This window comes from Enterococcus sp. AZ095b, from assembly GCF_051714725.1.
Lineage (GTDB): Bacteria > Bacillota > Bacilli > Lactobacillales > Enterococcaceae > Enterococcus_B > Enterococcus_B pernyi.
The window spans coordinates 878,360-899,331 of the sequence record NZ_JBIOSL010000001.1 but is presented as its reverse complement, the minus strand read 5'-3'; the positions used below and the strand labels follow the sequence as shown (position 1 = coordinate 899,331).

The following is a 20,972-nucleotide window of genomic DNA, read 5'->3' as shown; positions in this document are numbered from 1 at the left end:
TCCTTCACCAATCCTTCTTCTTTCAATGATAGCTTATTTTAAGCGCTTAATAAAGAAGAACTCATAGTCTTTTTTGTCAATTCCCAGACTACCGCTTATGCGTGAATTGTTCATGAGCCATTTCAACGATGTGAGCTGGATCAACGTTCGCATAGATTGTTCCTTTATCTGATACTTTTTTTAAGTGCGCTAAAAATTCAATATTTCCTTCTCCACCTGTAATAGGAGAGTAACTTAGATCTAATACATCAAACCCTTGCTCTGTGGCAAACGTCAAAATTTGTTCGATGACTTGTTGATGGGTTGTTGCTTCTCGAACAATGCCATTTTTACCGACCGCTTCTCTACCTGCTTCAAATTGTGGTTTGATCAATGCAATTACTTCACCCTCTGGCTTCAAAATTGCATGTAATGGCGGTAGCATCAGCTTCAAAGAGATGAATGATACATCAATGACAGCGACTTCTGGTACACCTTGATCAAAGTCTTCAGGTTTTGCATAACGAAAGTTAACACGTTCCATCACGACCACTTTTGGATCTTGTCTGATTTTCCATGCTAACTGATTGTAGCCTACATCTAAGGCATAGCTCATTTTTGCTCCATTTTGTAAGGCAGCATCGGTAAACCCTCCCGTGGATGCCCCAATATCAAGCAATACTTTATCTTTGACTGTTAGATCAAATTGTTTTAATGCTTTTTCTAGTTTCAACCCACCACGAGAAACATACGGCAATTTTTTCCCTTTGACTTTTAATTCACTACTAACGGGGATTTTTTCTCCTGGTTTATCAAAACGTTCATTTTTTTCATTATAGATCAACCCTGCCATCACGGAACGTTTTGCTTGTTCCCTTGTTTCAAATAGCCCTTGTTTGACGGCTAATACATCTACTCGTTCTTTTTCCATCCTCTTCCTCACTTCTCATCAAATCGTTTGACCAACTGACGAAGAATCTCTCCATCAAATGAACAAACTTCTTGTTCTAACTCGGCAATGATCCTATTGGCGGAATGGATTTCTCGTTGCAACGCAGCTCTTGTCTGCTCGATCCCTAATAAGCGTGGATACGTATTTTTATCCGCTCGTTCATCCTTGCCAGCTGTTTTCCCTAATGCTTCTGTCGTACTAGTCACATCCAATAAATCATCACGGATCTGAAAAGCTAACCCAAGATGAGCGGCAATTTGTTGTAATTGTACCAAAACTTCTTCTGGTTGTTCTGCTAAAATCCCACCTGCTAGCAAAGCATAACGTATCAAACGTCCAGTCTTTCGTTCATGGATCAATGCTAGTTCTTCTAGCGCCAAATCTTTCGTTTCCCCTTGGATATCTGCCGCTTGGCCTGCAACCATGCCTTGTGTCCCAGCACTAACAGCCAATTGTTGCAATAATAACAATTTTGGTGAGTTCGCTAAGTGGGTCATGCTGATCAACTGGAAGGCACCCGTCAATAATCCATCCCCTGCTAAAATTGCGATTGCCTCCCCATAGACTTTATGGTTGGTTGGTTTTCCTCGACGCAAGTCATCGTTATCCATTGCTGGAAGATCATCATGGATCAATGAATACGTATGGATCATCTCTAATGCTGCTGCTACTTGATAAGCTGAAGCATCGATCTTGGCATCAAAAGAAGCCACGGTTGCTAATAAAGCAAGTGGGCGGATTCTTTTTCCTCCTGCATGGATCGAATAGATCATACTTTCTTTCAAGCGTACATCCGAAGTATATTCCGTAATGAAAGAAACCATTTCTTCTTCTACCAAAGGAAGGTGAGTCGCAGAAAAATCGGTTAGTTTCATTGTGTCCCCTCTTTCTCGTCAAAAGTGATCTCTTCATTCGTCTCAGTCATAATTTTTGTAAGGGTTTCTTCTGCTTTAGAAAGAGTATCTTGACATTGCTTACTTAATTCCATTCCTCTTTTGAACGCATCTAACGCTGATTCTAATGGAACGTCTCCTTGCTCTAATTGCATGACGATTTTTTCTAATTCTTGCAATGATTCTTCAAATGTTGGATTTGCCATCTTATTCTGTCTCCTTTTTGATCTGTTCCACTTTGCCTTTGACCTGTCCATCTGCATAATGAATGACTAACTCATCACCGACTTGGATCTCATCGACACTTTTTGCCACCTGATCATGCAACGTGGTGTAGCTATACCCTCTACCCATGATTTTTAAAGGACTAAGTAAATCAAGTGATTGAACCGTCTGTTGAAACTTTTGTTGCTGTTGTTGCATATATTGGTACATTTTTTCTTCTAGTCGTTTTTCTAAGTAGCTTGTTTCTTGCTTGGCTGATTTCACTCGATAAATTGGTGCAACTTGTTGCAACTGATGACTTAAGGTCATGGTTTGTTTTTCTTTCGCATGGTAAATTTGTTGCGTTGCTTGATACAAGCGTTGCCGCAATTGATCTAGCTTGATCGTTTGTCCCTCATAAAGTCGTTCAGGTTGGCGAAAGACATAGGATTGTCTTGAGCGGGCAAACCGCTCTTGTTTTCGTTGGATTTGGCGTAAAAACCCTTGCTCTAAGCGGGCTTGTCTTTCCTTGATCCGCATCAACTCTTCCGATAATACTGGAACAGCCAGCTCAGCTGCTGCCGTCGGTGTCGCTGCTCGAACATCAGCCACTAAGTCAGCAATCGTCGTATCTGTCTCATGACCGACAGAAGAGATGCTCGGTGTTTTTGCTTGATAAATCGCACGAGCCACCCGTTCTTCATTGAAAGGCCAAAGATCCTCGATCGACCCACCACCACGTCCGATGATCATTGTATCGAAATTTTCTAACGCTTCAACGCGTTGGATATTGCGGACGACATCATCTGCTGCTTGGTTTCCTTGCACAACAGTTGGGAACAAAACAAGTTGCGCGATTGGGTAACGGCGTTTGACCGTCGTGATAATATCACGAATGACCGCACCACTAGGACTTGTTAAAACGGCGATGCGTTTTGGAAATCTCGGCAATGCCTTTTTAGGTCCAGCAAATAGACCTTCTTTCATCAATTTCTCTTTTCGTTCTTCTAGCTCTTGATATAACGCACCGACGCCATCAGGTTCCATATGTTCCACGTAAATTTGATAAGAACCGCTGGCCTCGTAAAGGGAGATCCGACCGATCACCAACACTTTCATGCCCTCTTTTGGTTGAAAACGTAACTTTTGGAAAGCACCTTTGAACATGATCGCAGAGATTTTTGCATGATCATCTTTTAAACTGAAATATTGATGCGCATTCGCTCGCATACGGAAATTCGAGATTTCGCCAGTTAGATAAACTCTTTCCAGATATGGATCTGCTTCAAATTTTCGTTTCAAATATTTGGTTAAGGTGGTAACTGTTAAATATTCTTGCGTCATAACTCTCCTCGCTCTGCTTCAGCTGATTGGACCGTTTGTGCCATCAACATCGTGATCGTCATTGGACCTACTCCCTTAGGGACAGGCGTGATATAGCTTGCAAGAGGAGCGACTTCATCGAATTTGACATCACCGATCAGTTTTCCATCCTCATCCCGATTCATCCCCACATCGACAACTACCGCACCTGGTTTGACGAAGTCTTTTGTTACAAAATGGCCACGCCCGATCGCTACTACGAGTATATCTGCTTCACGAGTTAACGCTGGAAGGTCTTTCGTTTTTGAATGAGCAATGGTGACTGTCGCATCAGCCATCAACAAAAGTTGCGCCATGGGTTTACCGACAATATTACTGCGACCGATCACTACTGCACGCTTGCCAGTCAAATCAATATCATATGCTTCAAACATCTTCATGATCCCATAAGGCGTACAAGGAATCTTATCAGGATTCCCTGCAAATAGACGTCCTAGATTAAATGGATGGAAACCATCAACATCTTTTTTAGGATCGATTGCTAATAACACTTTCTCTTCATCAATATGTTTTGGTAAAGGCAACTGCACAAGGATCCCATGGAAGCGTGGATCATTGTTATATTTTTCAATTTCATTTAGAAGCTCATCTTCGGAGATTTTTTGACTATAACGCTCTACTTTTGAATAAATACCTAATTGATTCGCAACTCGTTCTTTGTTACGAACATAGACTTGACTTGCTGGATTTTCTCCAACTAATAAAACAACTAATCCGGGATTGATCTGTCGTTCGTTAAGCTCTTTTACTTTTAACGCAAGTTCTGCTTGCATTTTTTCTGCTAATTCTTTTCCATTCATCAATTCTGACATACGATCACTCCCAGATATTTTTGCTTTCATTCTACCATATAAACCACTTGTAACATAACCAGATTTACTAACTATCATAGAAAAAAGCTAGGACTTACGCCCCAGCTTCTAATTCTTTTAACACATTCGATAACATACCATTTACAAACTTACGTGAACGGTCGTCACTGAATGTTTTAGCTAACTCGATTGCTTCATTCAATGCAACAGTTGCAGGCACGTCATCCACGTACATCATTTCGAAAATCGCGATTCTTAAAATAATCAGATCCATTTTGGAAATGCGGTTGATCCGCCAATTATTTTTTAAATGCTTTTCGATGATCGTGTCTAACGATGCTTTTTTTGCACAGACGCCACCAACTAGTGTGTCTAGATATACTGGAACAAATTCTGATTGCTCTTCATTGATCATCTCTTGATGGTCCAACTCGATCGCATTGAAAATTGCATCTTCTTTTGTCAGATCAGTGTTAAAATCTAATGGGAACAATGCCTGTAATGCCATCTCGCGGATCTCGTGTCTTGATAACTCTTTATTCATTTTCTTCCTCTTCGTCCTCAAAAAGTTCATCGATTGCTGGTTGTTCCAATTTTTCTGGTACAACTGCTACGACATGGATATTGACTTCAGCTAATGCAATGTCGGTCATGAAAAGTACTTCTTGGTGAACACGATCCTGCATTTCCATCGCTACTTTTGGTACTGATACGCCATATTCTAAATAACAATATAAGTCAACTTTCAAACCTTCTTCGTCATTGACTAAATATACACCTTTACCATGCGCTGCGCGACCTAGCAATTCTGTGACATTGCTAGCAAAAGTCCCACGCATTCCGTAGACCCCTTCGACTTTAGAAGCTGCAATACCGATAATGACTTCGATCACTTCTGGTGCAATCACGATTTCTCCTAAATCTTGATTAGCATGTAAGACTAAGTTTTTTTCGTCTGCCATTTTTATTTATTCCTCCTTTTGCCTACATACATCTTTCACTTCAAAAAGCGAAGTCATGTACCTAGGAAAACTGTCGCCTGTAAATCAGTCATGCGTGAAAAAACGCGCCGTTTACAATCGCTTGATTTCTCTTATAGTGTATCATTAAATGAGCCCATTTTCTATAACAAAGTCTGAGTTTTGACATTTACATTTATTGAAAAACGCTGATTATCACAAAATGATCAATTCTTTTGGTGAGTGAGTCAATACCCGGTTTCCTTCAGCAGTGATCAATAAGTCATCTTCGATCCGGACGCCACCGATTCCTGGTAAGTAGATTCCTGGTTCATCCGTAATGACATTGCCCACAACAAATGGTTTCTCTGCTCGCGCAGATACATTAGGACCTTCATGGATCTCTAAGCCGATACCATGTCCAGTGGAGTGGCCAAATGCTTCTCCATAGCCGTATTTGCTGATGTAGTCTCTTGCTACTGCATCCAGTTGGATACCTGTCACTCCAGGTTTCGCTGCTTCTAGAACTGCCAATTGGGCATCTAAAACGATTTGATAGATTTCTTTCAATTGTTCTCCAGGATCGCCGACTGCAAACGTACGTGTCATGTCAGAAACGTATCCTTCATAATAGCAACCAAAATCGATCGTGATCATATCACCTTGTTCAATGATCTTTTGGCTAGCCACTCCGTGTGGCATTGCTGAACGAACACCACTTGCCACGATGGTTTCAAAAGACACACCTGATGCACCTAGTGAACGCATATAGAAATCTAATTGATTCGCGACCTCGATCTCTGTCATCCCTGGTTGGATCATTTTAAGGATATGATCATAAGCCATATCAGCGATGCTACAAGCTTTTTCAATGATCACTAATTCATCTTCATCTTTTACTTCCCGTAATTCTTCGATCATGTCAGAAACTGGGATCAACTCTGCATCCAGTAATTCTTCCAATACTGAATACTCTAAAAATGAAACTGTACGTTCTTCAAATGCTAGATTCTTCAATCCTTCTTTTCGAGTCAAATCAGCGACTTCCTCAAAAATCGGCGCGACATTTTTGATGATCTCAAAACCTTGCGCTTGCGCAGCTGCTTGTTCTGTATAACGGAAGTCCGTAATAAAGAAGGCTTTCTCTAATGTGATGACCGCTAACCCAGTCGTTCCTGTAAAATTAGTCAAATAGCGGAGATTGTAAGGACTTGTCACTAAAAATGAATCTAGATTCGCTTCTCGCATTTTTTTGCGTAACTTTTCTACTCGTAACATCATGTGTAAATTCCTTCTTTCTTTGCACTCTTTTTATCATTATAGCAAACTTTCTTTTTTAAAGGCATAGGAAAGATAAATTCCTTCAATAGAAACGAACAAAGCGTTTTGGCTTGAGCTTTTCCCTCAAGTCAAAACGCTTTAGACTTTCATTTCTAAGATCTTTTACCAAAGAAAAATGAGACAACTGCAACTAAGATCACTGCCCCTAAAATAGATGGAATAAGTGCCATACCAGCAGCGCTTGGTCCCCAGTTGCCAAAAATCGCTTGACCGATCGTTGAACCAATCAAACCAGCAATAATATTTGTGATGCATCCCATTGAATTTCCTTTACTTGTGATTGCTCCAGCAATCGCTCCAATGATTGCACCAACAATCAATGTCCATAACCAACTCATCGTATAACCTCCCTCTTTACTCTTTAATTTTATCATAAGAAATAAATAGCAGGCAAACGATGAGGGCTAACTACAAATCATTTACGCTTGAAAATACCGATCATGCCTCGCTTGACTACGTCGATCAAACTTAAAGAGCGAACCATGTGACTTGGATCAACATACTTACGGACTGCTCGCAAAACTTCCTTGGGATGCTTTGCAGAAAATGAATAAGTTCCGTTTTTCTTTGTGCGAATCGCAAAACGTGGAATCCATTTTCCTTTGAACATCACAGAGGCAATCACGACATCTACCTCTTCCCATGGGATCTGGACGAATTTCCGCGCATCACGATCATTGTAAAATTCAAAACCTTTATCACCAATCATGATCTTCCCATATTCTGCCACACCTAGATAAGATGTCGCATTCATCGTTAAGTCAACTTTTGTATTCAGGGATTGTACCATTTCAAGCACTCCATTTCTAATCAATCTAAAGTTACAGTACTTAGAAGTCGTACCGTTTCAATGATTTGGCTATTCGTTCAGCTTAGCCATCCTTTTAATTTCACGTTTTTTACTTCTATATCAAAGACATCTTATCATAAATAGTATACCTTTTCGAGCATAGATACTGTCTCCAATAAACGGTTCTCCACAATCGTCCACCATTCGATCAGAAGAAAGCTGAAGTAAAGTCTCGTCGCATTCTATGAAAAAAGCTGCAACAAAAATCAATGATTGATTTCTGTCACAGCTTATTTAGTCTTTTATTGCCTTAGATTACATTAATCCGATCAAGTGGAAAACAATACCCACTACGAATAATCCAAGAATGATAACGATTGGTGAAACTTTTTTCTTCAATAACCACATACAGAACAATGTTAGTAACAACGCAGCTAATCCAGGGATCAAGCTGTCTAAGTTGTCTTGTAATGTTGTTACTTTGTAGTCAGATAGAGAAAGTCCAGCTGCTTGTTGTTCCAACGCACTCTTGATACCTTCTGCACCTGCAGGTAAACTACTCCAATCAATGTAAGCACCTTCGTCAAGTTTAACGCTTGATACTACTGGCGCAAAGCCGATTGATACCCAACGGTTAACTAATGAACCTAAGATGAACATACCTAAGATCGAAGCACCTTTAGTGATGTCTTGCAACAAACCACCAGATAAATCTTCTGTGATTTTAGAACCCGCTTTATAGCCGAATTCTTGTGTATACCACATAAATGCCATACGGATGATATTCCAAGCGACGAAATAAATGATTGGGCCTAAGATATTTCCAGCCATCGCTAGAGAAGCAGCTAGAGCTCCAAGGATTGGTCTTACTGTAAACCAGAAGACTGGATCACCGATACCAGCTAAAGGTCCCATCATACCAACCTTAACCCCTTGAATCGCAACATCATCAACAGGTGCGCCATTTGCACGTTCTTCTTCCAGTGCAAGAGTCACCCCTAGAATTGGTGAAGCAACATATGGGTGAGTGTTGAAGAACTCTAAATGACGAGTCAACGCAGCCGCACGGTCTTCTTTTGTTTTATATAATTTTTTGATCGCTGGGATCATTGAGAATGCCCAACCACCATTTTGCATACGTTCGTAGTTCCATGATCCTTGAAGGAAAGTCGAACGCAACCAAACAGAAATACGATCTTTTTTAGATAATTGAATTCTTTCTTCTGCCATTTCGTGAACGCCTCCTTTAATAGTTATCGATGATATCGCCTAGTGGGTCACCAGTGTTTGAGCTTCCGCCGTTACCTGAACCACCTTGTTTAGAAAGTGCCAAGTAAATAAGAGCTAAAGCAACACCGATTGCGCCTAGACCGATAAGAGTGATTTCTGATACAGTTGCCAATACAAAACCGATTGCAAAGAATGGCCATACTTCTTTTGTAGCCATCATGTTGATAACCATTGCGTAACCTACGGCAACGACCATTCCACCACCGATAGCTAAACCGTCTGTCAACCAAACAGGCATAGATTCAAGCAAGCTTCTTACTGGACCTTCACCAATAGCTAAGATCAAACCAGCAGGGATCGCAATACGAACACCTTGCATACAAATTGCAACAATATGCCATAATTCAACTTTTCTAAAGTTACCATCTTTTGCAGCAGCATCCATCAAATGAACAAACGCTGTCGCAATCGTACGACAAATGATTGTTAATAATAAACCAGCAACAGCAAGTGGCACAGCAATCGCGATTGCTGAAGAAACGCCGGCTGAACCTTGACCACCTAAAACTAAAATAATTGCAGATGCAACAGATGCTAATGCAGCATCGGGAGCGACAGCGGCACCGATATTTGCCCAACCTAAAGCGATCATTTGTAATGTACCACCTAAGATAAGACAAGGAACTAGATTTCCAGTTACTAAGCCGATCAACGTACATGCAACAACTGGTTGATGGAATTGAAATTCATCAAGAATTCCTTCCATACCAGCTAAAAATGCAACGATGATGACTAAGATCACTTGAATAATATTTAAATCCATGATAGTAATCCTCCATTTTTTCTGATAATTAATTAAGCACGATTTTTTAGTTCTTCTTGCGCTTTTTTCAAAATTTCATCCATGTTTCCTTTAGAGTCATTCGGTACTTTACGTACATCGAATTTCACGCCAGATTCTTTCAATTTATTGAATGAATCAATATCGTCTTGACTGAAAGCAAGTACTTTGTTCGGTTGTACTTTACCTGGAGAATGTGCCATTGATCCGACGTTCACTGTTTCTAATGGTACGCCACCTTCAACTGCACGCACGACATCTTGAGGATTTTCAAACAATAGCAATGCGCGTTGTCCGCCAAAGTGTTGATCATCTTTTGCAAGTTTGATCATTTGTTCAACTGGTACAACGTGTGCTTTTACACCAGGAGGTGCAGCTTGTTGGATCAATTTTTTACGTAACTCATCTTTTGCTACAGCATCAGATACAACGATGATCCGTGTTGGATTTGTTGTTTTTGTCCAAGCAGTTGCTACTTGTCCATGCAACAAACGTGAATCAATACGTGCTAAAACATAAGTGAACTTACCAGGTGTTCCTGAAGGTGCAGCTTCTTGTGCCGCAGCTTTCGTTTCTACTACTGGTTCTAATTCTTCCGGTTTGACTTTCACGCCTTCTTTTGCTGTTTCAATGATATGAGCAGCAATTTCATGTGCTGATTCCATTGAAAAACGTGAAGCATATGCTTCGATCAGCATAGGCAAGTTCAAACCACTTACGATTGCCCACTTATCTTTGTGTTCTTCAAATAATGTGTTTGATTGATTGAACGGTGTTCCGCCCCATAAATCAACTAAGAATAAGACTTCGTCTTGGTTATCGAAGGAAGCGACTGCTTCTTCTAATTTGGCTCTCAAGTCATCTGGACCTTCACTCGGTTGTAAAACAACAGCTTTGACATTTTCTTGTTCGCCAAAGATCATTGAACCCGACTGTAAGATTCCTTCAGCAAATTGCCCATGACTTGCTAGGATAATCCCTACCATATTTATACCTCCTACTTCTTTTTGTTGTAACAAAATCAAAAATAAAAATAAGTGCTTGCCTTTTACAACAGATACATTTGACCGTTACGCAACAACAATTTTATGCTTTCTTGGCTTTGGCCAGCAATTCCATTAAAAAGATTTTCCGATCAGCGGGTACCTTCCGAATCTCCAACTCCACACCTTGACCATCCAAAAAATGAAAGGCTTCGATATCTCGTTGATCGACGGACACAAAATTTGTGATCATGGTCTTCCCTTCAGAAAAACTCATTCCCCCGATATTTAGAGAATCAATTCGGATACCACTTCGGACAATTTTCTCAACGTCTTTAGGATTAGTAAATAAAAGCATCACTTTCGTTCGCGCTAAGAGTCCACTCTCAAAGATCTGGATCATCTTTTCAACAGTGATGACATTTGCCATGATCCCTGGTGGAGCAGCTTCTTTTAAAAGAAACTTTCTTAACTTGTCTTTCGCTACTACGTCACTTATGACGATGATACGTTCAACGCCAGTCAATTTAGACCAGACAGTTGCAACTTGCCCATGGATCAAACGATCATCTATACGTGCTAATCGAATATCCATTCGTAAATCTCCTTTTTATTAAATCACTACTCAAAACATCTTCCCACTTCTGTCGGAAGCATTTCCGTTAAGCACACTTTATTAAAAGCAAGAACCGTGCCAACTTTTTAAAGATACACTACTTTATTTAACGGTTTCTTATACAATACACAAAAACGATACACTATTTTAGTGTATCGTTTTTGTGTATATCTTCATTAGTGTATTCTTTTTTCTCCAAATGGTTAGTGATCATTTTCAATAGATAATACACTTCTTCTAACGGAAACTTCACTTTGATCTTTTCTTCTAAATCATTTAGTGGCTCAACAATTTTAACATAGAGCGGATCGTTTTTAATCGAACGATTATCTTGATTTTCTAAAGAGAGCGGTTCATTTAAGATGACACGCTCAATCATTCCCGCCGCATGTAGAACAAGGTTGATCATAAATCCGTATTCTTTTACATCAATGCTTGCTGAATCCATTAACCCATCTGCAAATTTCCAGAGAGGATCGATTAACTTTTCTCCATTGATAAATGTAAAATTATCTGCGATAAATGACACACATGTACTTTTGGCTGTTTCTTCATTTAATAAAACATCTTCGGTTTCATCTAACTCTGACTCTAACAGTAATTGATCTAAAATCACCTCAATGTTTTGATCAATAAATCTTTCCAAAGGAATGAATGGTGCATCGATATGTGGGTCCGTAATCCCAGTCGTCGCAATGATTTGATAATTTTTTTGGATCTTTGGTAGCTTAGTTTTCAAATCAACGATGGACAAAGCAATTACTTCCAATTGAGCTTCTTGTCTTTTACTGACTGCACGCTCGATCAATGATTTGATTCGTTGTGCTGTTCCCTCTCCTGAGGCACAGATCGCCACTACGGCCTTTCGTTGTTTGTCGTCCGCTTCTGCAACATTTCCACTTGAGACTTCAGCATACCCTCGGAAATTCTTCAAGGATTCATAAAGCAAGTCAAGATCTGTTCCCAGCACCGACACTTTACGTACTGTTTCTAAAACTAAAGAAGTCGTGACCATATCGACTGTTCGGACAGGGATACCCGTATCTTGCTGTATCTGAGCATTGAAGGACGCAAGCGAACCCATGTCCACCAGAAGAATCGTTCCACTCCCCTCATCTACTTCTTGCACACTACGCTCAATCCGACTTAAAGCAGTTTTAGGGTCCATGTCTAGTGGCATATCCACTGCCCGGACGTTATCCGCATCTAGCAACTGTTGAACCACTTGCACCATACTGCTTGCGGTACTATTGCCATGTGCAGCCACAACGACCCCGATCCGACCACTTGCTTGATTAGCTCGTAATGAAACAAGTAATACAGTCAAATAGTAATCTTCACTTTCTGGGATCTCCACTTGGAAATACATTTCGATATGTTTCCGTACTTCTTTCGCCAGTGCGTATTCCTCAGGAAAATCAATGGCCATTTCTCGGATATTATCATTTGTATGCCGCTCTTCTCCTAAATGGATTCGTTTTAGAAAAGAGCTGATATGCAGACTCATCGCATAAATAAAATTTTGTTGAAACTCATATGGTAAAGATTGCTTCACCATGAGATAAATCTGATTCGTTACTTCAATAATTTTAGGGTCAACAAATTCCGCCAACTTATTATCTGCATTAAATGAAAAACCGTGATCTTTATAGAATGACTTTAAATGGATATTGATATCTGTTGAGATAAAGTGATTGATTGCTTCTTGGTCCAAGCCATCTGACTTGAGCAAAGCAGCTTTATCACCAATAATGTCATAAAGATTATAAGGCAACTCATAGGAGTCTGCCTGTAACTGCATCACATCATCGTTTGGAAAAACGGTGATTTTAGGATCAAGTATCTTGGATAACTCTGCCATTTCTTTTCGATTACTTGCTAGTTGGATCAAACCACTTCGAATCCCTTCAGTTAAATCATCGATCGTGATCGATATTTCAGGTTTGTTCATGTGGTTTAGAAATCCTCGCGCACATACCAATTGGATATTCGACTTCAACTGTCCAATGTTTCCATAAGTAACACTGCCTATTAGCGCTTTCACAACATCTTCTGTTAAAGAAATTTTTCTTTGCGTACGATTCGCTTCGTGAGCGATCATGATTTTGACTAAATCGATTTTTTCATTCGCTGGACGTCGGTCAAAAGCAGGCAACTTGATATTGATCGGGATACGGCGTACAAATGTCTCAAGTAATGCCGAACCTGGATCTTCAGTCGTTGCACCGACGATTCGAACATTCGCTTCATGAGATTTCGTTGTTTCGCCCAATCGACTATAGGTACCATGGTCCATAAAGTAAAAAATCATTTCTTGTCCTTCGGGTGGGAGTCGATGAATTTCATCCAAAAAAAGCATCCCGCCATCCGCTTGATCTATGATTCCCATTTTTTCTTCTTCCGCACCTGTAAACGCACCTTTGACATACCCGAAAAGATGACTCATCAGTAATTCAGGGTTGTTAGCATAGTCCGCACAGTTAAAGACGATCAACTCTGTGTCTTCTTCCACCACATGGTTGGTTTTAGCAAAATGAAACATCGCATGAGCAAAATAAGTCTTTCCAGAACCAGTCGGACCAGTGATCAAACAGTTCAACCCTCTGGGAGGATACAAAATGGCAGCTTTTGCTTGTTCCACTGAATTTTTCATACTACCATTGGCGCCAATGATTTTGGCAAAAATATCTTTCGTATCTACTTGAAGACTCGTTTTTTTCACGTGAGTCAATTCTTCTTTATAACTAGGTACATATTTGGATAATGGTTTCTCAATGGTCGGTCTTTCTTGATAGACATACCGAACTGGACGACCATCCATTTTCTTTAGTTTTCCTTCACGTACTAATTTGTTGAGATCTTTACTACTATTGGTACGTTGAATACCTAAAACTTCCGCGATCTCTTGGGTCGTTACACCTTGATCGTTTTCATCTATAGATAAATGAGCGGTCTTTTCTTTGACATACGTATAAATTCGGTCAATTCGTTTTGCCAATATTTTCGCCCCTCTTCTCTTGTCCTTAAAACCTAATACTATTGATTTAATCACTATTCGTCAACTATTTATATCAAAAAAGAAAACAAGACACGCTTAAAATAAAAAAGAACATTCGTTGTTTATTTATTAAGCAATTTAGACAAGTCTAAACGTGTACTATTTTTTTAGATAACAGATAACGATTATCTCTTTTTTACTTTGCGCGATATCTTTTTCCAGTTAGAACTAGCGAAAATAGTAAACCAACTATTTTTACAGCCAATCATTCTCCTAACGCAAAAAAAGCCTGACTCTGTTTGAGCCGGAAATCATTATTGATTCAGAAAAAATGAAAAAACTCTATCCCTCGCTAGGCAAGGAATAGAGCCAACTGTTCATTAAGCTTCTTGAGCTACTGGATAAACAGAGTTATTGTTTAAATACATTTTATCCGCTATCAAATAAGTTATTCGACAAGCTTTTCTTTCGTCTTGTTACTCATTAAATATTATTAGATTTCAAACAAATAGCATTCAATTCGGCATTCAACAATAATAATATACGTGGGGCGTTTTAGTATGTTAACATTGCCTAATCTATAGTCCTAAATTTTTATAAACACTATCTTTGTATACATACGGTCCATTTTCATTCGATTTTTTATAATCTTTATGACTTACTGGCCAATTTTCTAAAGCATACTGTAATATTTTAGATTTAAACGATATATGAATCGCTAATGTCTCCTTAGCTTTCTTTGGACATCGTTCTCTATCCATTTTTCTTTTACCTTCACCGCCAATTGATTCTGGTAAGTTAACTACAATAATAGGTAAATCTAATTTTATAGCTTGCTCAATTTCCCAGCTAACAAATTTGTGAAGATATCGTGTTTTTTCGCCAACCAATAGTACAAAAACTTTAGAATTAGACATTCTTTCACGAAGTTTCCGCTTAATAGTTTCCTCACTACTAGTATCTAACGCATTATTTAAATCATGAGCATCATAAAAATTAAAAGTGCTTCTATCATTTTGTTTCCACATTTGCATGGTTCTATAATACTTCATATCATTATCCCCATCAAATGCAACATAAGTCTTATTACGATAAGCCATTATTCTTCTTCCTCCTTCAAACTAAAAATATCTATTTTATCTATTTTATCCGGATGGATAATAATAGATAAGTCTGCTGGATATTCAAATTTGATTTTACTGACCTTAAAGGTCCAAATCATGATTCTAAGGAGTTCATTTTCATTTATATCTCCCATACCATTCTTAAATCTAGTAATTCCAGAGCCAAATATTGGAACTACTACTTTCTTTTGAAGCATAAATTGAATTTATCCGATTCCAAAATTGAATTAAAAAATCCAAGTAATCATTAACTGTTAATTGAGCATCATTGTCCTTATTAAATTTAGAGAAGGCTGTCAATACGTACTCATCATCAATAACTATCAAACTACCTAGTCGATACTTGGTAGGCTTCCCTTCCCTTTCTACATCATTTTCAATTATGCTTTCTTTTAATCTTTTATTTTCAAATATAAGTTCATCTAATTGTGCAATAGGCTTATTCCAATACTTATCAATATATTGACCATTTAGTGAGTAATGATTAATAATTTTATCATCAACTTGGGTATCATAGTATTCATTAAAAGGTATAACTTTAAGCCCTTCTTGTTCGAATAAATTTCCAGATTTTATCCATATAGAAGTACCGCTAATATCAAGTTTAATTTTTGTTCTTTTATTAGCAATCATCCAAACCGATATGTAAATAATTACACAAAGTATAATAAAAATTATTCCGCACCATAATCTCCAATCATTGGGAATTTCTATAAAAATTACGCCAAAAGAAATAACCGCAGATAATATTGCAATATATTTAGACGATTCCGCCCTAACAAGTTTATTGGAGAAACTTACCTTTTTAGTCATCTACTCACTCCTCAAAAGTACTTAATGTAATTTTAACACAAGTGTATTCTCAATATAATATTATTTTTTATTGTGGCATCTAATTAACACATTTTTTCACAACCATATTAATATCAAAAAAGAGCTGCATTACACAGCTCTAATATACATTTACTTATTTTCCTGTGATAAAAGTAAAATAGCATCTGCTTTATAATACATTGGGTTTCCTGACATAGAAACTGATAAATTAGTAAAACGACATTTGATAGAGTCCTTTTTCTTGATTTCCTCATTCGTTACTACTTGCTTTAAACCATCCACTGTTACTTGAGTAGATTTTTTCCTAAAATCTCCATCTAGTATAGTGACAGAATATTTGTATCCTACAATTTCTTCTGTATTAAATTTGCGTGGACGTCCTTCACCATCTAAAATAATATTTCCTGAACTATCCTTACGTTCTTCTGTCGCAAATTTCGGCATTACTTCGTCTACTTCAAACAACGTGCCGATCGCTGCTAAGTCAAAATCTCTTACTGATAACATTTTCGCCATTCTTATTTCCTCATTTCTCTTCATTTTCTTTAGGACGTTTTGTTAATTGCTTTATTTCAGTTATTAGACTGGTACGTCCTTTTTCTGTAGCGCGTTTAATTAGTTCACTTGCTAGTTGAGGAGGAAAAATCCCCTTTGTTTCATTGCTATTTATCAACCGTTCAAATTCTTCCAGTTCATCTTCATTCAATAACTGATTTTTTAAGCAATAGAGATATGCATGATAGACAGGATATGCTCCTTGAAAAAAGTACCATTTAAATTTTTGAGTCAGTTGAGAATTCATTTTCGGAGTAATAATTGTTACTGGAGCTGACTTTCCTAAAAATCGCTCCCATTTTCTCAAAGGTTTCTTCATTTGAGTATCTGAAAAAAATTTTACTTTTTCTTTTAAATAACCTTTGACTAAATCAATTAACTCTATTTCACTTGAGAGATAATAATCAACAAATTTTTGTGCTTTTTCTCTTCGGAAAGCAATCTCCACTCGTATCCAAGGAGGCATATCTTTTTTCCTAATTCCTTGTGCTTTAGCACGTTCTGCTTGTTTATCATAAATCTTAATACGATCATCAGCACTAGGTGGTTTTAGGTAAAGTGTCATCCCCTTTTCTTTATTTTCCTGACCATAAACATCATAAGTAGTGCTTTTCCCATAGAAGAATTGCTTTTTTTCACAAATTTTCAATAGTTGATTAGGTGTAAAGTAAGGAACCTCATTGAAATCATCAATTGTAGCATCAATTCTAGTCACTTTTAATCTCCATTGCTCCTTAGAAAAAACTTGATTTAAAAATTCCTTCAATGTTATATTTTTTTCTGGCAAAAAGTGGTTACTAAGAAAAGTCATGGCCGTTCCATCAAATACAACCATACAATCTCCGCCTTCAATCTCTTTACCATTCTCCGAACGGAAATATATTCGGACATTTGCATACTCTATCAACATATTGTAATCGTAATAAACTAATTTCCCCTTTCGTTCTACAAAATAATCAAAACGCATTCCTAGCAAATCCTCTACTACTTCTCTCAACTTATTTGTATTTAACACTTGAATTTGTAGCCAATCAATCAGCGCATGTAGTTTATTTTGTACAGCCATATTTGCACCTTTTTCTCAAGAAAAAACAGGGTGTATTTTTGCTAAAATCAAAACGTTGAAAACGTTGATTTGGCGGTGTTAACGCACATTATTTCTCTATACTAGAGGGTGGTGTTACTATACACCCCTTTTTACTTTCAAGTTTAGAAATTTTGTCGCCAGCACATTTCCATAATTTTGAGCTACTCTGCTAAGACAGTCGCTCAAAATTATGGGTTTGTCGCCTTCAATTTCTATTAGAAAAACTTCCGCTTCTTTTTTGTATCTAATTTTTGACTTAGTTCCATATTTTTTTGCTTCAACTGTTTAATTTCTAAATCATGTTGTTTTGAAATTTTAATCAATAAACGAACAGCTTCTTTTAAATCATCAATCTCTCGTTCAACTTCAAAAATCGTTTTCTGTTTTTTTGATGAAAATATCTGCAAGATTGCTTTTTTTAAACCAAGTCTATCTTTTAAATTAGCAACTTGCTGGATTTTTGAAATATCCTCTTCGCTAAAAAGATATACTTTTGCTGTACTATTTCTTCCAATTCTTTTCGTCGAGACTTCAAATTTGGTCTCTGTTTGCTCCTCTATGAGCTTTCTCCAACGTTTTAAAGTAGATACACTACCTAAACCTGAAACTTTATCTACAACATCTCTATACTCGTAATAATCCATACTTTCATTCTTTTCGATCTGCTGAGAAAAATACGTTATACCTGAACAAATAATTCTTTTTCCTGATTCAATAAATAATGCTTCATTTTTTTCGTATTCAAATTACACATACTCACAAGATTATTCCTTACACAAGTGATCATTGTAATGCCGTCTCTATTAATATAAGAATAAATTGGTAGACCATTATATTCAGTAAAGTTATAGATATACTCAGTTACATCCAATTGGTTTAACTCCATGAATTTCAGAAGTAAATTTTTCCCATCAAGCATCAATTTTTGACCTCCTAGTTTATATAGAAAAACTTAGCCAAATATGCTATACTTATTTTGCAAAAATCATATTTAGCACTTGAGCATTCTTTCCCTACCACGGTTAGAATGCTTTTTTTGTTTAACAAATTACCTACGCCCCACATAAGTTTATTTTTGATACATTAATAACCATTCTCTTATTGCCTTCTTACTATATAGAACCATGCCAGAATCTAAACGTATTTCTGGACAACCGCGCAAAACCCAATCTTTCAATGTATTTACACTTATTTGAAAATATTCTGCACAATATTTTTGTTTAACTATATCTCTATCAACTTTTGCAGTATCTACGGCTTCTTTTACCACAAGATACACTTTGTTATAAACATCCTTCTCCTCTCTTAGCAACTTTTTTTCATACTCTATCACCTTACCACTCCTTTTATAAACAAAAATAGTTCTAAAAAAATATTTTATATATCTATTAGAACTACAAGTAAACTTTAACAAATATATTTTTTTGATGTCAAATAGTTTTTATAGATATATAAAACAACTATTTGATATATTGAGGTTGAATTATATTGAAGATAAAGTTAAACTTTTCAAGAGGTGATATTTATGATAGAGAATTTTGGCAACAATGTTGCTCGCTTAAGAAAAAAACACGGATATTCTCAAGAAGAATTAGCTCAAAAAATAGGGTTAAAAAAACAAAGTATATCTAATATCGAAAGAGGTGTCCGATATCCTACTTTTGAAACATTAGAAAAAATTGCTCAACTATTTAATGCTACACCAATACAACTATTTGGTACGCAAAAAGAAATTGCAGTTTCTGATACCCCTGTAATATTAGATAAAATTGATGAGTATAATGGCAAGATACAAGCTATTCTTCAAGTTCCATCAATTATTGATAATTATGGTGAAGATATTCAGAATATATCTAATCAGATTCAATTTATTCAACGTTTCATTTACAATGAATTTAAGGTCGATGAAGATGGTAACCTGTACTATGATGAGAATGGACAACCTACAGTACGACGCAAACTTCAAACAATAAGCCAACTTGCTTTCGAAACTAATGTTATCAACAACTTTTTTGAACATTACATTAAATATGAGGATGGCGAACCAATGTTTGATAAAAACGGAAATCCTGAATATAATAAAAGTCTTTACGAAAGAGTGCCTGCTGAAAAAATTCATAAATTGGCAGAAGACATCAAATTTATTAAAGAAAATAAAGACATTCTCTGACTATCTGTGCGCCCCACGTAATAGATAAGGAGAAATTATGGCAACATTTAAGCAATACGAAAAAAAGGATGGTACCAAGCTTTGGCAGTTCCAGGCATATCTTGGTACCAATCCATTAACGGGAAAACCAATAAAAACTACTAGAAGAAACTTTAAAACAAAAAAAGAGGCCCAATTAGCACTATCACGTTTAAAACTGGAATTTGAGGCCAATCATGGATTAAAAAAGGAAATTAATGATACTTTTATGGATGTGTATGTTTTATGGTATGAGAATTATCGCAAAACTGTTAAAGAATCCACAAGCATAGCTACTGAACGTTATATAAAACTCCATGTATTACCACTTTTAGGAAACTATAAAATAAATAAAATTACTCCTAAAATGGCTCAAGAATCTGTTAATATTTGGTCTGAAAAATTACAAGTATATAGAATAGTGCTTCAATATACTTCTAAAATTTTCGATTATGCTATTAATCTAGAATTGATCGATAAAAATCCGTTTTCTAAAGTCATTCGTCCTAAAATCAAAAAAACTAGACCAGAAAAAGAAATTAAGTTCTATACTAGTGAACAAGTGAAACTCATATTAAACTATCTTGAAAAAAAAGTAACTCAAGTAAATAATAGCAATTTCCTTTACAAGTATTTTGCTGAATGGGATTTAACATTATATCGCACACTCGCTTTTACTGGTATACGTGGTGGAGAAGCTTTGTCACTACTATGGGATGACATTAATTTTTATAAAAAAACGTTAAGTATTAGCAAGACTCTTTCACAAACCAGAACTGGTTATGCAGTATTACCACCAAAGACCAAAAAATCTTGCAGAACTATTTCACTTGATTCTAAAACAATTAAAATTTTAAAAAAGTGGCAATTACATCAAAAAGAATACTTGTTTCAAAATGGTATAGTGAACAACAATATTATTTTTTCTAACTTCGAAGGAAAACATTCAAATAGACAAGCACTATACATGCGATCAGCTAGAATAGCAGAATTTACGCATATGCCTAACATAGGTACACACGGTTGGAGACATACTCACGCATCTATGCTTTATGAAGCTGGTATACCTATGAAAGAAGCACAAGAACGATTAGGACACTCAAGTCTCGAAATAACTAATTCTATCTATACACATTTAAGTGAAAAACAAAAGAATTGTACTGCTGAAAAACTAGCAAGCTTTGCTAATTTTTAATATTAGCA

The 20,972-nt window shown here is 36.9% G+C and carries 25 protein-coding genes; 2 read left to right on the top strand and 23 right to left on the bottom strand.

All coding sequences use genetic code 11. The features are described from left to right. Positions 1-88: 88 nt before the first annotated feature. From IGJ99_RS04300 to IGJ99_RS04190, 23 genes are all read right to left on the bottom strand, one after another. Positions 89-910: a TlyA family RNA methyltransferase gene (locus tag IGJ99_RS04300; RefSeq protein ID WP_010735996.1), complete on the bottom strand. Its 822-nt coding sequence runs from the start codon at positions 908-910 to the stop codon at positions 89-91. Between the two features lie 8 nt (positions 911-918). Then, positions 919-1,806: a polyprenyl synthetase family protein gene (locus IGJ99_RS04295; RefSeq protein WP_062805515.1), complete on the bottom strand. Its 888-nt coding sequence runs from the start codon at positions 1,804-1,806 to the stop codon at positions 919-921. After that, complete coding sequence (locus tag IGJ99_RS04290) at positions 1,803-2,030, bottom strand: exodeoxyribonuclease VII small subunit (protein ID WP_194179766.1); 228 nt, start codon at positions 2,028-2,030, stop codon at positions 1,803-1,805. The genes IGJ99_RS04295 and IGJ99_RS04290 overlap by 4 nt, the downstream gene beginning before the upstream one ends. 1 nt (position 2,031) lies before the next feature. Further along, positions 2,032-3,372 carry an exodeoxyribonuclease VII large subunit gene (gene xseA / locus IGJ99_RS04285; RefSeq protein ID WP_438770640.1) on the bottom strand — a complete coding sequence of 447 codons (1,341 nt, stop codon included), beginning with the start codon at positions 3,370-3,372 and terminating at the stop codon, positions 2,032-2,034. Further along, entirely contained in the window at positions 3,369-4,223 is an 855-nt protein-coding gene (locus IGJ99_RS04280; RefSeq protein ID WP_010736000.1) for a bifunctional methylenetetrahydrofolate dehydrogenase/methenyltetrahydrofolate cyclohydrolase, read from the bottom strand. The genes xseA and IGJ99_RS04280 overlap by 4 nt, the downstream gene beginning before the upstream one ends. Positions 4,224-4,317: 94 nt before the next feature. Beyond that, positions 4,318-4,767 (bottom strand): transcription antitermination factor NusB, encoded by a 450-nt coding sequence (gene nusB / locus IGJ99_RS04275; protein ID WP_010736001.1) that lies wholly within the window; start codon positions 4,765-4,767, stop codon positions 4,318-4,320. After that, positions 4,760-5,185: an Asp23/Gls24 family envelope stress response protein gene (locus tag IGJ99_RS04270; protein ID WP_010736002.1), complete on the bottom strand. Its 426-nt coding sequence runs from the start codon at positions 5,183-5,185 to the stop codon at positions 4,760-4,762. Before IGJ99_RS04270 ends, nusB begins: the two co-directional genes overlap by 8 nt. 213 nt (positions 5,186-5,398) lie before the next feature. Then, positions 5,399-6,463: a M24 family metallopeptidase gene (locus tag IGJ99_RS04265; protein WP_010736003.1), complete on the bottom strand. Its 1,065-nt coding sequence runs from the start codon at positions 6,461-6,463 to the stop codon at positions 5,399-5,401. A gap of 152 nt (positions 6,464-6,615) precedes the next feature. Continuing rightward, entirely contained in the window at positions 6,616-6,861 is a 246-nt protein-coding gene (locus tag IGJ99_RS04260) for a GlsB/YeaQ/YmgE family stress response membrane protein (protein ID WP_010736004.1), read from the bottom strand. A gap of 77 nt (positions 6,862-6,938) precedes the next feature. Next, positions 6,939-7,313, bottom strand: coding sequence for a DUF956 family protein (locus tag IGJ99_RS04255; RefSeq protein WP_010736005.1), 375 nt, complete (start codon positions 7,311-7,313; stop codon positions 6,939-6,941). A gap of 315 nt (positions 7,314-7,628) precedes the next feature. Next, positions 7,629-8,543, bottom strand: coding sequence for a PTS system mannose/fructose/sorbose family transporter subunit IID (locus tag IGJ99_RS04250; RefSeq protein WP_019724014.1), 915 nt, complete (start codon positions 8,541-8,543; stop codon positions 7,629-7,631). A gap of 16 nt (positions 8,544-8,559) precedes the next feature. Beyond that, entirely contained in the window at positions 8,560-9,366 is an 807-nt protein-coding gene (locus IGJ99_RS04245) for a PTS mannose/fructose/sorbose transporter subunit IIC (protein WP_010736007.1), read from the bottom strand. Positions 9,367-9,398: 32 nt separating this feature from the next. Beyond that, a complete protein-coding gene (locus IGJ99_RS04240; RefSeq protein WP_010736008.1) occupies positions 9,399-10,370 on the bottom strand; it encodes a mannose/fructose/sorbose PTS transporter subunit IIA in 972 nt (323 codons plus the stop codon). 100 nt (positions 10,371-10,470) lie between these two features. After that, on the bottom strand, positions 10,471-10,962 hold the full coding sequence (locus IGJ99_RS04235; protein WP_010736009.1) for a mannose/fructose/sorbose PTS transporter subunit IIB: 492 nt from the start codon (positions 10,960-10,962) through the stop codon (positions 10,471-10,473). A 163-nt stretch (positions 10,963-11,125) separates the two neighbouring features. Continuing rightward, positions 11,126-13,981: a sigma-54-dependent transcriptional regulator gene (locus IGJ99_RS04230; RefSeq protein ID WP_010736010.1), complete on the bottom strand. Its 2,856-nt coding sequence runs from the start codon at positions 13,979-13,981 to the stop codon at positions 11,126-11,128. A gap of 578 nt (positions 13,982-14,559) precedes the next feature. Continuing rightward, positions 14,560-15,081, bottom strand: a complete 522-nt coding sequence (locus IGJ99_RS04225) for a TIR domain-containing protein (protein ID WP_438770639.1) — start codon at positions 15,079-15,081, stop codon at positions 14,560-14,562. Beyond that, on the bottom strand, positions 15,081-15,239 hold the full coding sequence (locus tag IGJ99_RS04220; protein ID WP_438770638.1) for a macro domain-containing protein: 159 nt from the start codon (positions 15,237-15,239) through the stop codon (positions 15,081-15,083). Before IGJ99_RS04220 ends, IGJ99_RS04225 begins: the two co-directional genes overlap by 1 nt. 13 nt (positions 15,240-15,252) lie before the next feature. After that, positions 15,253-15,918: a macro domain-containing protein gene (locus IGJ99_RS04215; RefSeq protein ID WP_438770637.1), complete on the bottom strand. Its 666-nt coding sequence runs from the start codon at positions 15,916-15,918 to the stop codon at positions 15,253-15,255. A gap of 150 nt (positions 15,919-16,068) precedes the next feature. After that, entirely contained in the window at positions 16,069-16,455 is a 387-nt protein-coding gene (locus tag IGJ99_RS04210; protein ID WP_096709509.1) for a hypothetical protein, read from the bottom strand. 10 nt (positions 16,456-16,465) lie between these two features. Further along, positions 16,466-17,560 carry a replication initiation factor domain-containing protein gene (locus tag IGJ99_RS04205; protein WP_438770636.1) on the bottom strand — a complete coding sequence of 365 codons (1,095 nt, stop codon included), beginning with the start codon at positions 17,558-17,560 and terminating at the stop codon, positions 16,466-16,468. A 236-nt stretch (positions 17,561-17,796) separates the two neighbouring features. After that, entirely contained in the window at positions 17,797-18,225 is a 429-nt protein-coding gene (locus tag IGJ99_RS04200; protein WP_438770635.1) for a hypothetical protein, read from the bottom strand. A 35-nt stretch (positions 18,226-18,260) separates the two neighbouring features. Further along, a complete protein-coding gene (locus IGJ99_RS04195; RefSeq protein WP_130029073.1) occupies positions 18,261-18,500 on the bottom strand; it encodes a hypothetical protein in 240 nt (79 codons plus the stop codon). 150 nt (positions 18,501-18,650) lie between these two features. Continuing rightward, entirely contained in the window at positions 18,651-18,911 is a 261-nt protein-coding gene (locus IGJ99_RS04190; protein ID WP_438770913.1) for a DNA-binding protein, read from the bottom strand. Between the two features lie 195 nt (positions 18,912-19,106). On the opposite strand from IGJ99_RS04190, the gene IGJ99_RS04185 reads away from it, so the two are divergent. Both IGJ99_RS04185 and IGJ99_RS04180 read left to right on the top strand, forming a co-directional pair. Continuing rightward, positions 19,107-19,751 carry a helix-turn-helix domain-containing protein gene (locus tag IGJ99_RS04185; protein WP_130029077.1) on the top strand — a complete coding sequence of 215 codons (645 nt, stop codon included), beginning with the start codon at positions 19,107-19,109 and terminating at the stop codon, positions 19,749-19,751. Positions 19,752-19,788: 37 nt separating this feature from the next. Continuing rightward, positions 19,789-20,964 (top strand): tyrosine-type recombinase/integrase, encoded by a 1,176-nt coding sequence (locus IGJ99_RS04180; RefSeq protein ID WP_438770634.1) that lies wholly within the window; start codon positions 19,789-19,791, stop codon positions 20,962-20,964. The last annotated feature ends 8 nt before the right edge of the window (positions 20,965-20,972 follow it).

What these genes read in the sequence shown, in the direction of transcription:
- IGJ99_RS04265 (WP_010736003.1), bottom strand. Translation starts at nt 6,463, where the DNA reads ATGATGTTACGAGTAGAAAAGTTACGCAAAAAAATGCGAGAAGCGAAT.
- IGJ99_RS04205 (WP_438770636.1), bottom strand. Translation starts at nt 17,560, where the DNA reads ATGGCTGTACAAAATAAACTACATGCGCTGATTGATTGGCTACAAATT.
- IGJ99_RS04240 (WP_010736008.1), bottom strand. Translation starts at nt 10,370, where the DNA reads ATGGTAGGGATTATCCTAGCAAGTCATGGGCAATTTGCTGAAGGAATC.
- IGJ99_RS04220 (WP_438770638.1), bottom strand. Translation starts at nt 15,239, where the DNA reads ATGGGAGATATAAATGAAAATGAACTCCTTAGAATCATGATTTGGACC.
- IGJ99_RS04185 (WP_130029077.1), top strand. Translation starts at nt 19,107, where the DNA reads ATGATAGAGAATTTTGGCAACAATGTTGCTCGCTTAAGAAAAAAACAC.
- IGJ99_RS04280 (WP_010736000.1), bottom strand. Translation starts at nt 4,223, where the DNA reads ATGTCAGAATTGATGAATGGAAAAGAATTAGCAGAAAAAATGCAAGCA.
- IGJ99_RS04270 (WP_010736002.1), bottom strand. Translation starts at nt 5,185, where the DNA reads ATGGCAGACGAAAAAAACTTAGTCTTACATGCTAATCAAGATTTAGGA.
- IGJ99_RS04235 (WP_010736009.1), bottom strand. Translation starts at nt 10,962, where the DNA reads ATGGATATTCGATTAGCACGTATAGATGATCGTTTGATCCATGGGCAA.
- IGJ99_RS04260 (WP_010736004.1), bottom strand. Translation starts at nt 6,861, where the DNA reads ATGAGTTGGTTATGGACATTGATTGTTGGTGCAATCATTGGAGCGATT.
- IGJ99_RS04215 (WP_438770637.1), bottom strand. Translation starts at nt 15,918, where the DNA reads ATGACTAAAAAGGTAAGTTTCTCCAATAAACTTGTTAGGGCGGAATCG.
- nusB (WP_010736001.1), bottom strand. Translation starts at nt 4,767, where the DNA reads ATGAATAAAGAGTTATCAAGACACGAGATCCGCGAGATGGCATTACAG.
- IGJ99_RS04295 (WP_062805515.1), bottom strand. Translation starts at nt 1,806, where the DNA reads ATGAAACTAACCGATTTTTCTGCGACTCACCTTCCTTTGGTAGAAGAA.
- IGJ99_RS04180 (WP_438770634.1), top strand. Translation starts at nt 19,789, where the DNA reads ATGGCAACATTTAAGCAATACGAAAAAAAGGATGGTACCAAGCTTTGG.
- IGJ99_RS04195 (WP_130029073.1), bottom strand. Translation starts at nt 18,500, where the DNA reads ATGCTTGATGGGAAAAATTTACTTCTGAAATTCATGGAGTTAAACCAA.
- IGJ99_RS04255 (WP_010736005.1), bottom strand. Translation starts at nt 7,313, where the DNA reads ATGGTACAATCCCTGAATACAAAAGTTGACTTAACGATGAATGCGACA.
- IGJ99_RS04200 (WP_438770635.1), bottom strand. Translation starts at nt 18,225, where the DNA reads ATGGATTATTACGAGTATAGAGATGTTGTAGATAAAGTTTCAGGTTTA.
- IGJ99_RS04210 (WP_096709509.1), bottom strand. Translation starts at nt 16,455, where the DNA reads ATGGCGAAAATGTTATCAGTAAGAGATTTTGACTTAGCAGCGATCGGC.
- xseA (WP_438770640.1), bottom strand. Translation starts at nt 3,372, where the DNA reads ATGACGCAAGAATATTTAACAGTTACCACCTTAACCAAATATTTGAAA.
- IGJ99_RS04300 (WP_010735996.1), bottom strand. Translation starts at nt 910, where the DNA reads ATGGAAAAAGAACGAGTAGATGTATTAGCCGTCAAACAAGGGCTATTT.
- IGJ99_RS04245 (WP_010736007.1), bottom strand. Translation starts at nt 9,366, where the DNA reads ATGGATTTAAATATTATTCAAGTGATCTTAGTCATCATCGTTGCATTT.
- IGJ99_RS04225 (WP_438770639.1), bottom strand. Translation starts at nt 15,081, where the DNA reads ATGGCTTATCGTAATAAGACTTATGTTGCATTTGATGGGGATAATGAT.
- IGJ99_RS04290 (WP_194179766.1), bottom strand. Translation starts at nt 2,030, where the DNA reads ATGGCAAATCCAACATTTGAAGAATCATTGCAAGAATTAGAAAAAATC.
- IGJ99_RS04250 (WP_019724014.1), bottom strand. Translation starts at nt 8,543, where the DNA reads ATGGCAGAAGAAAGAATTCAATTATCTAAAAAAGATCGTATTTCTGTT.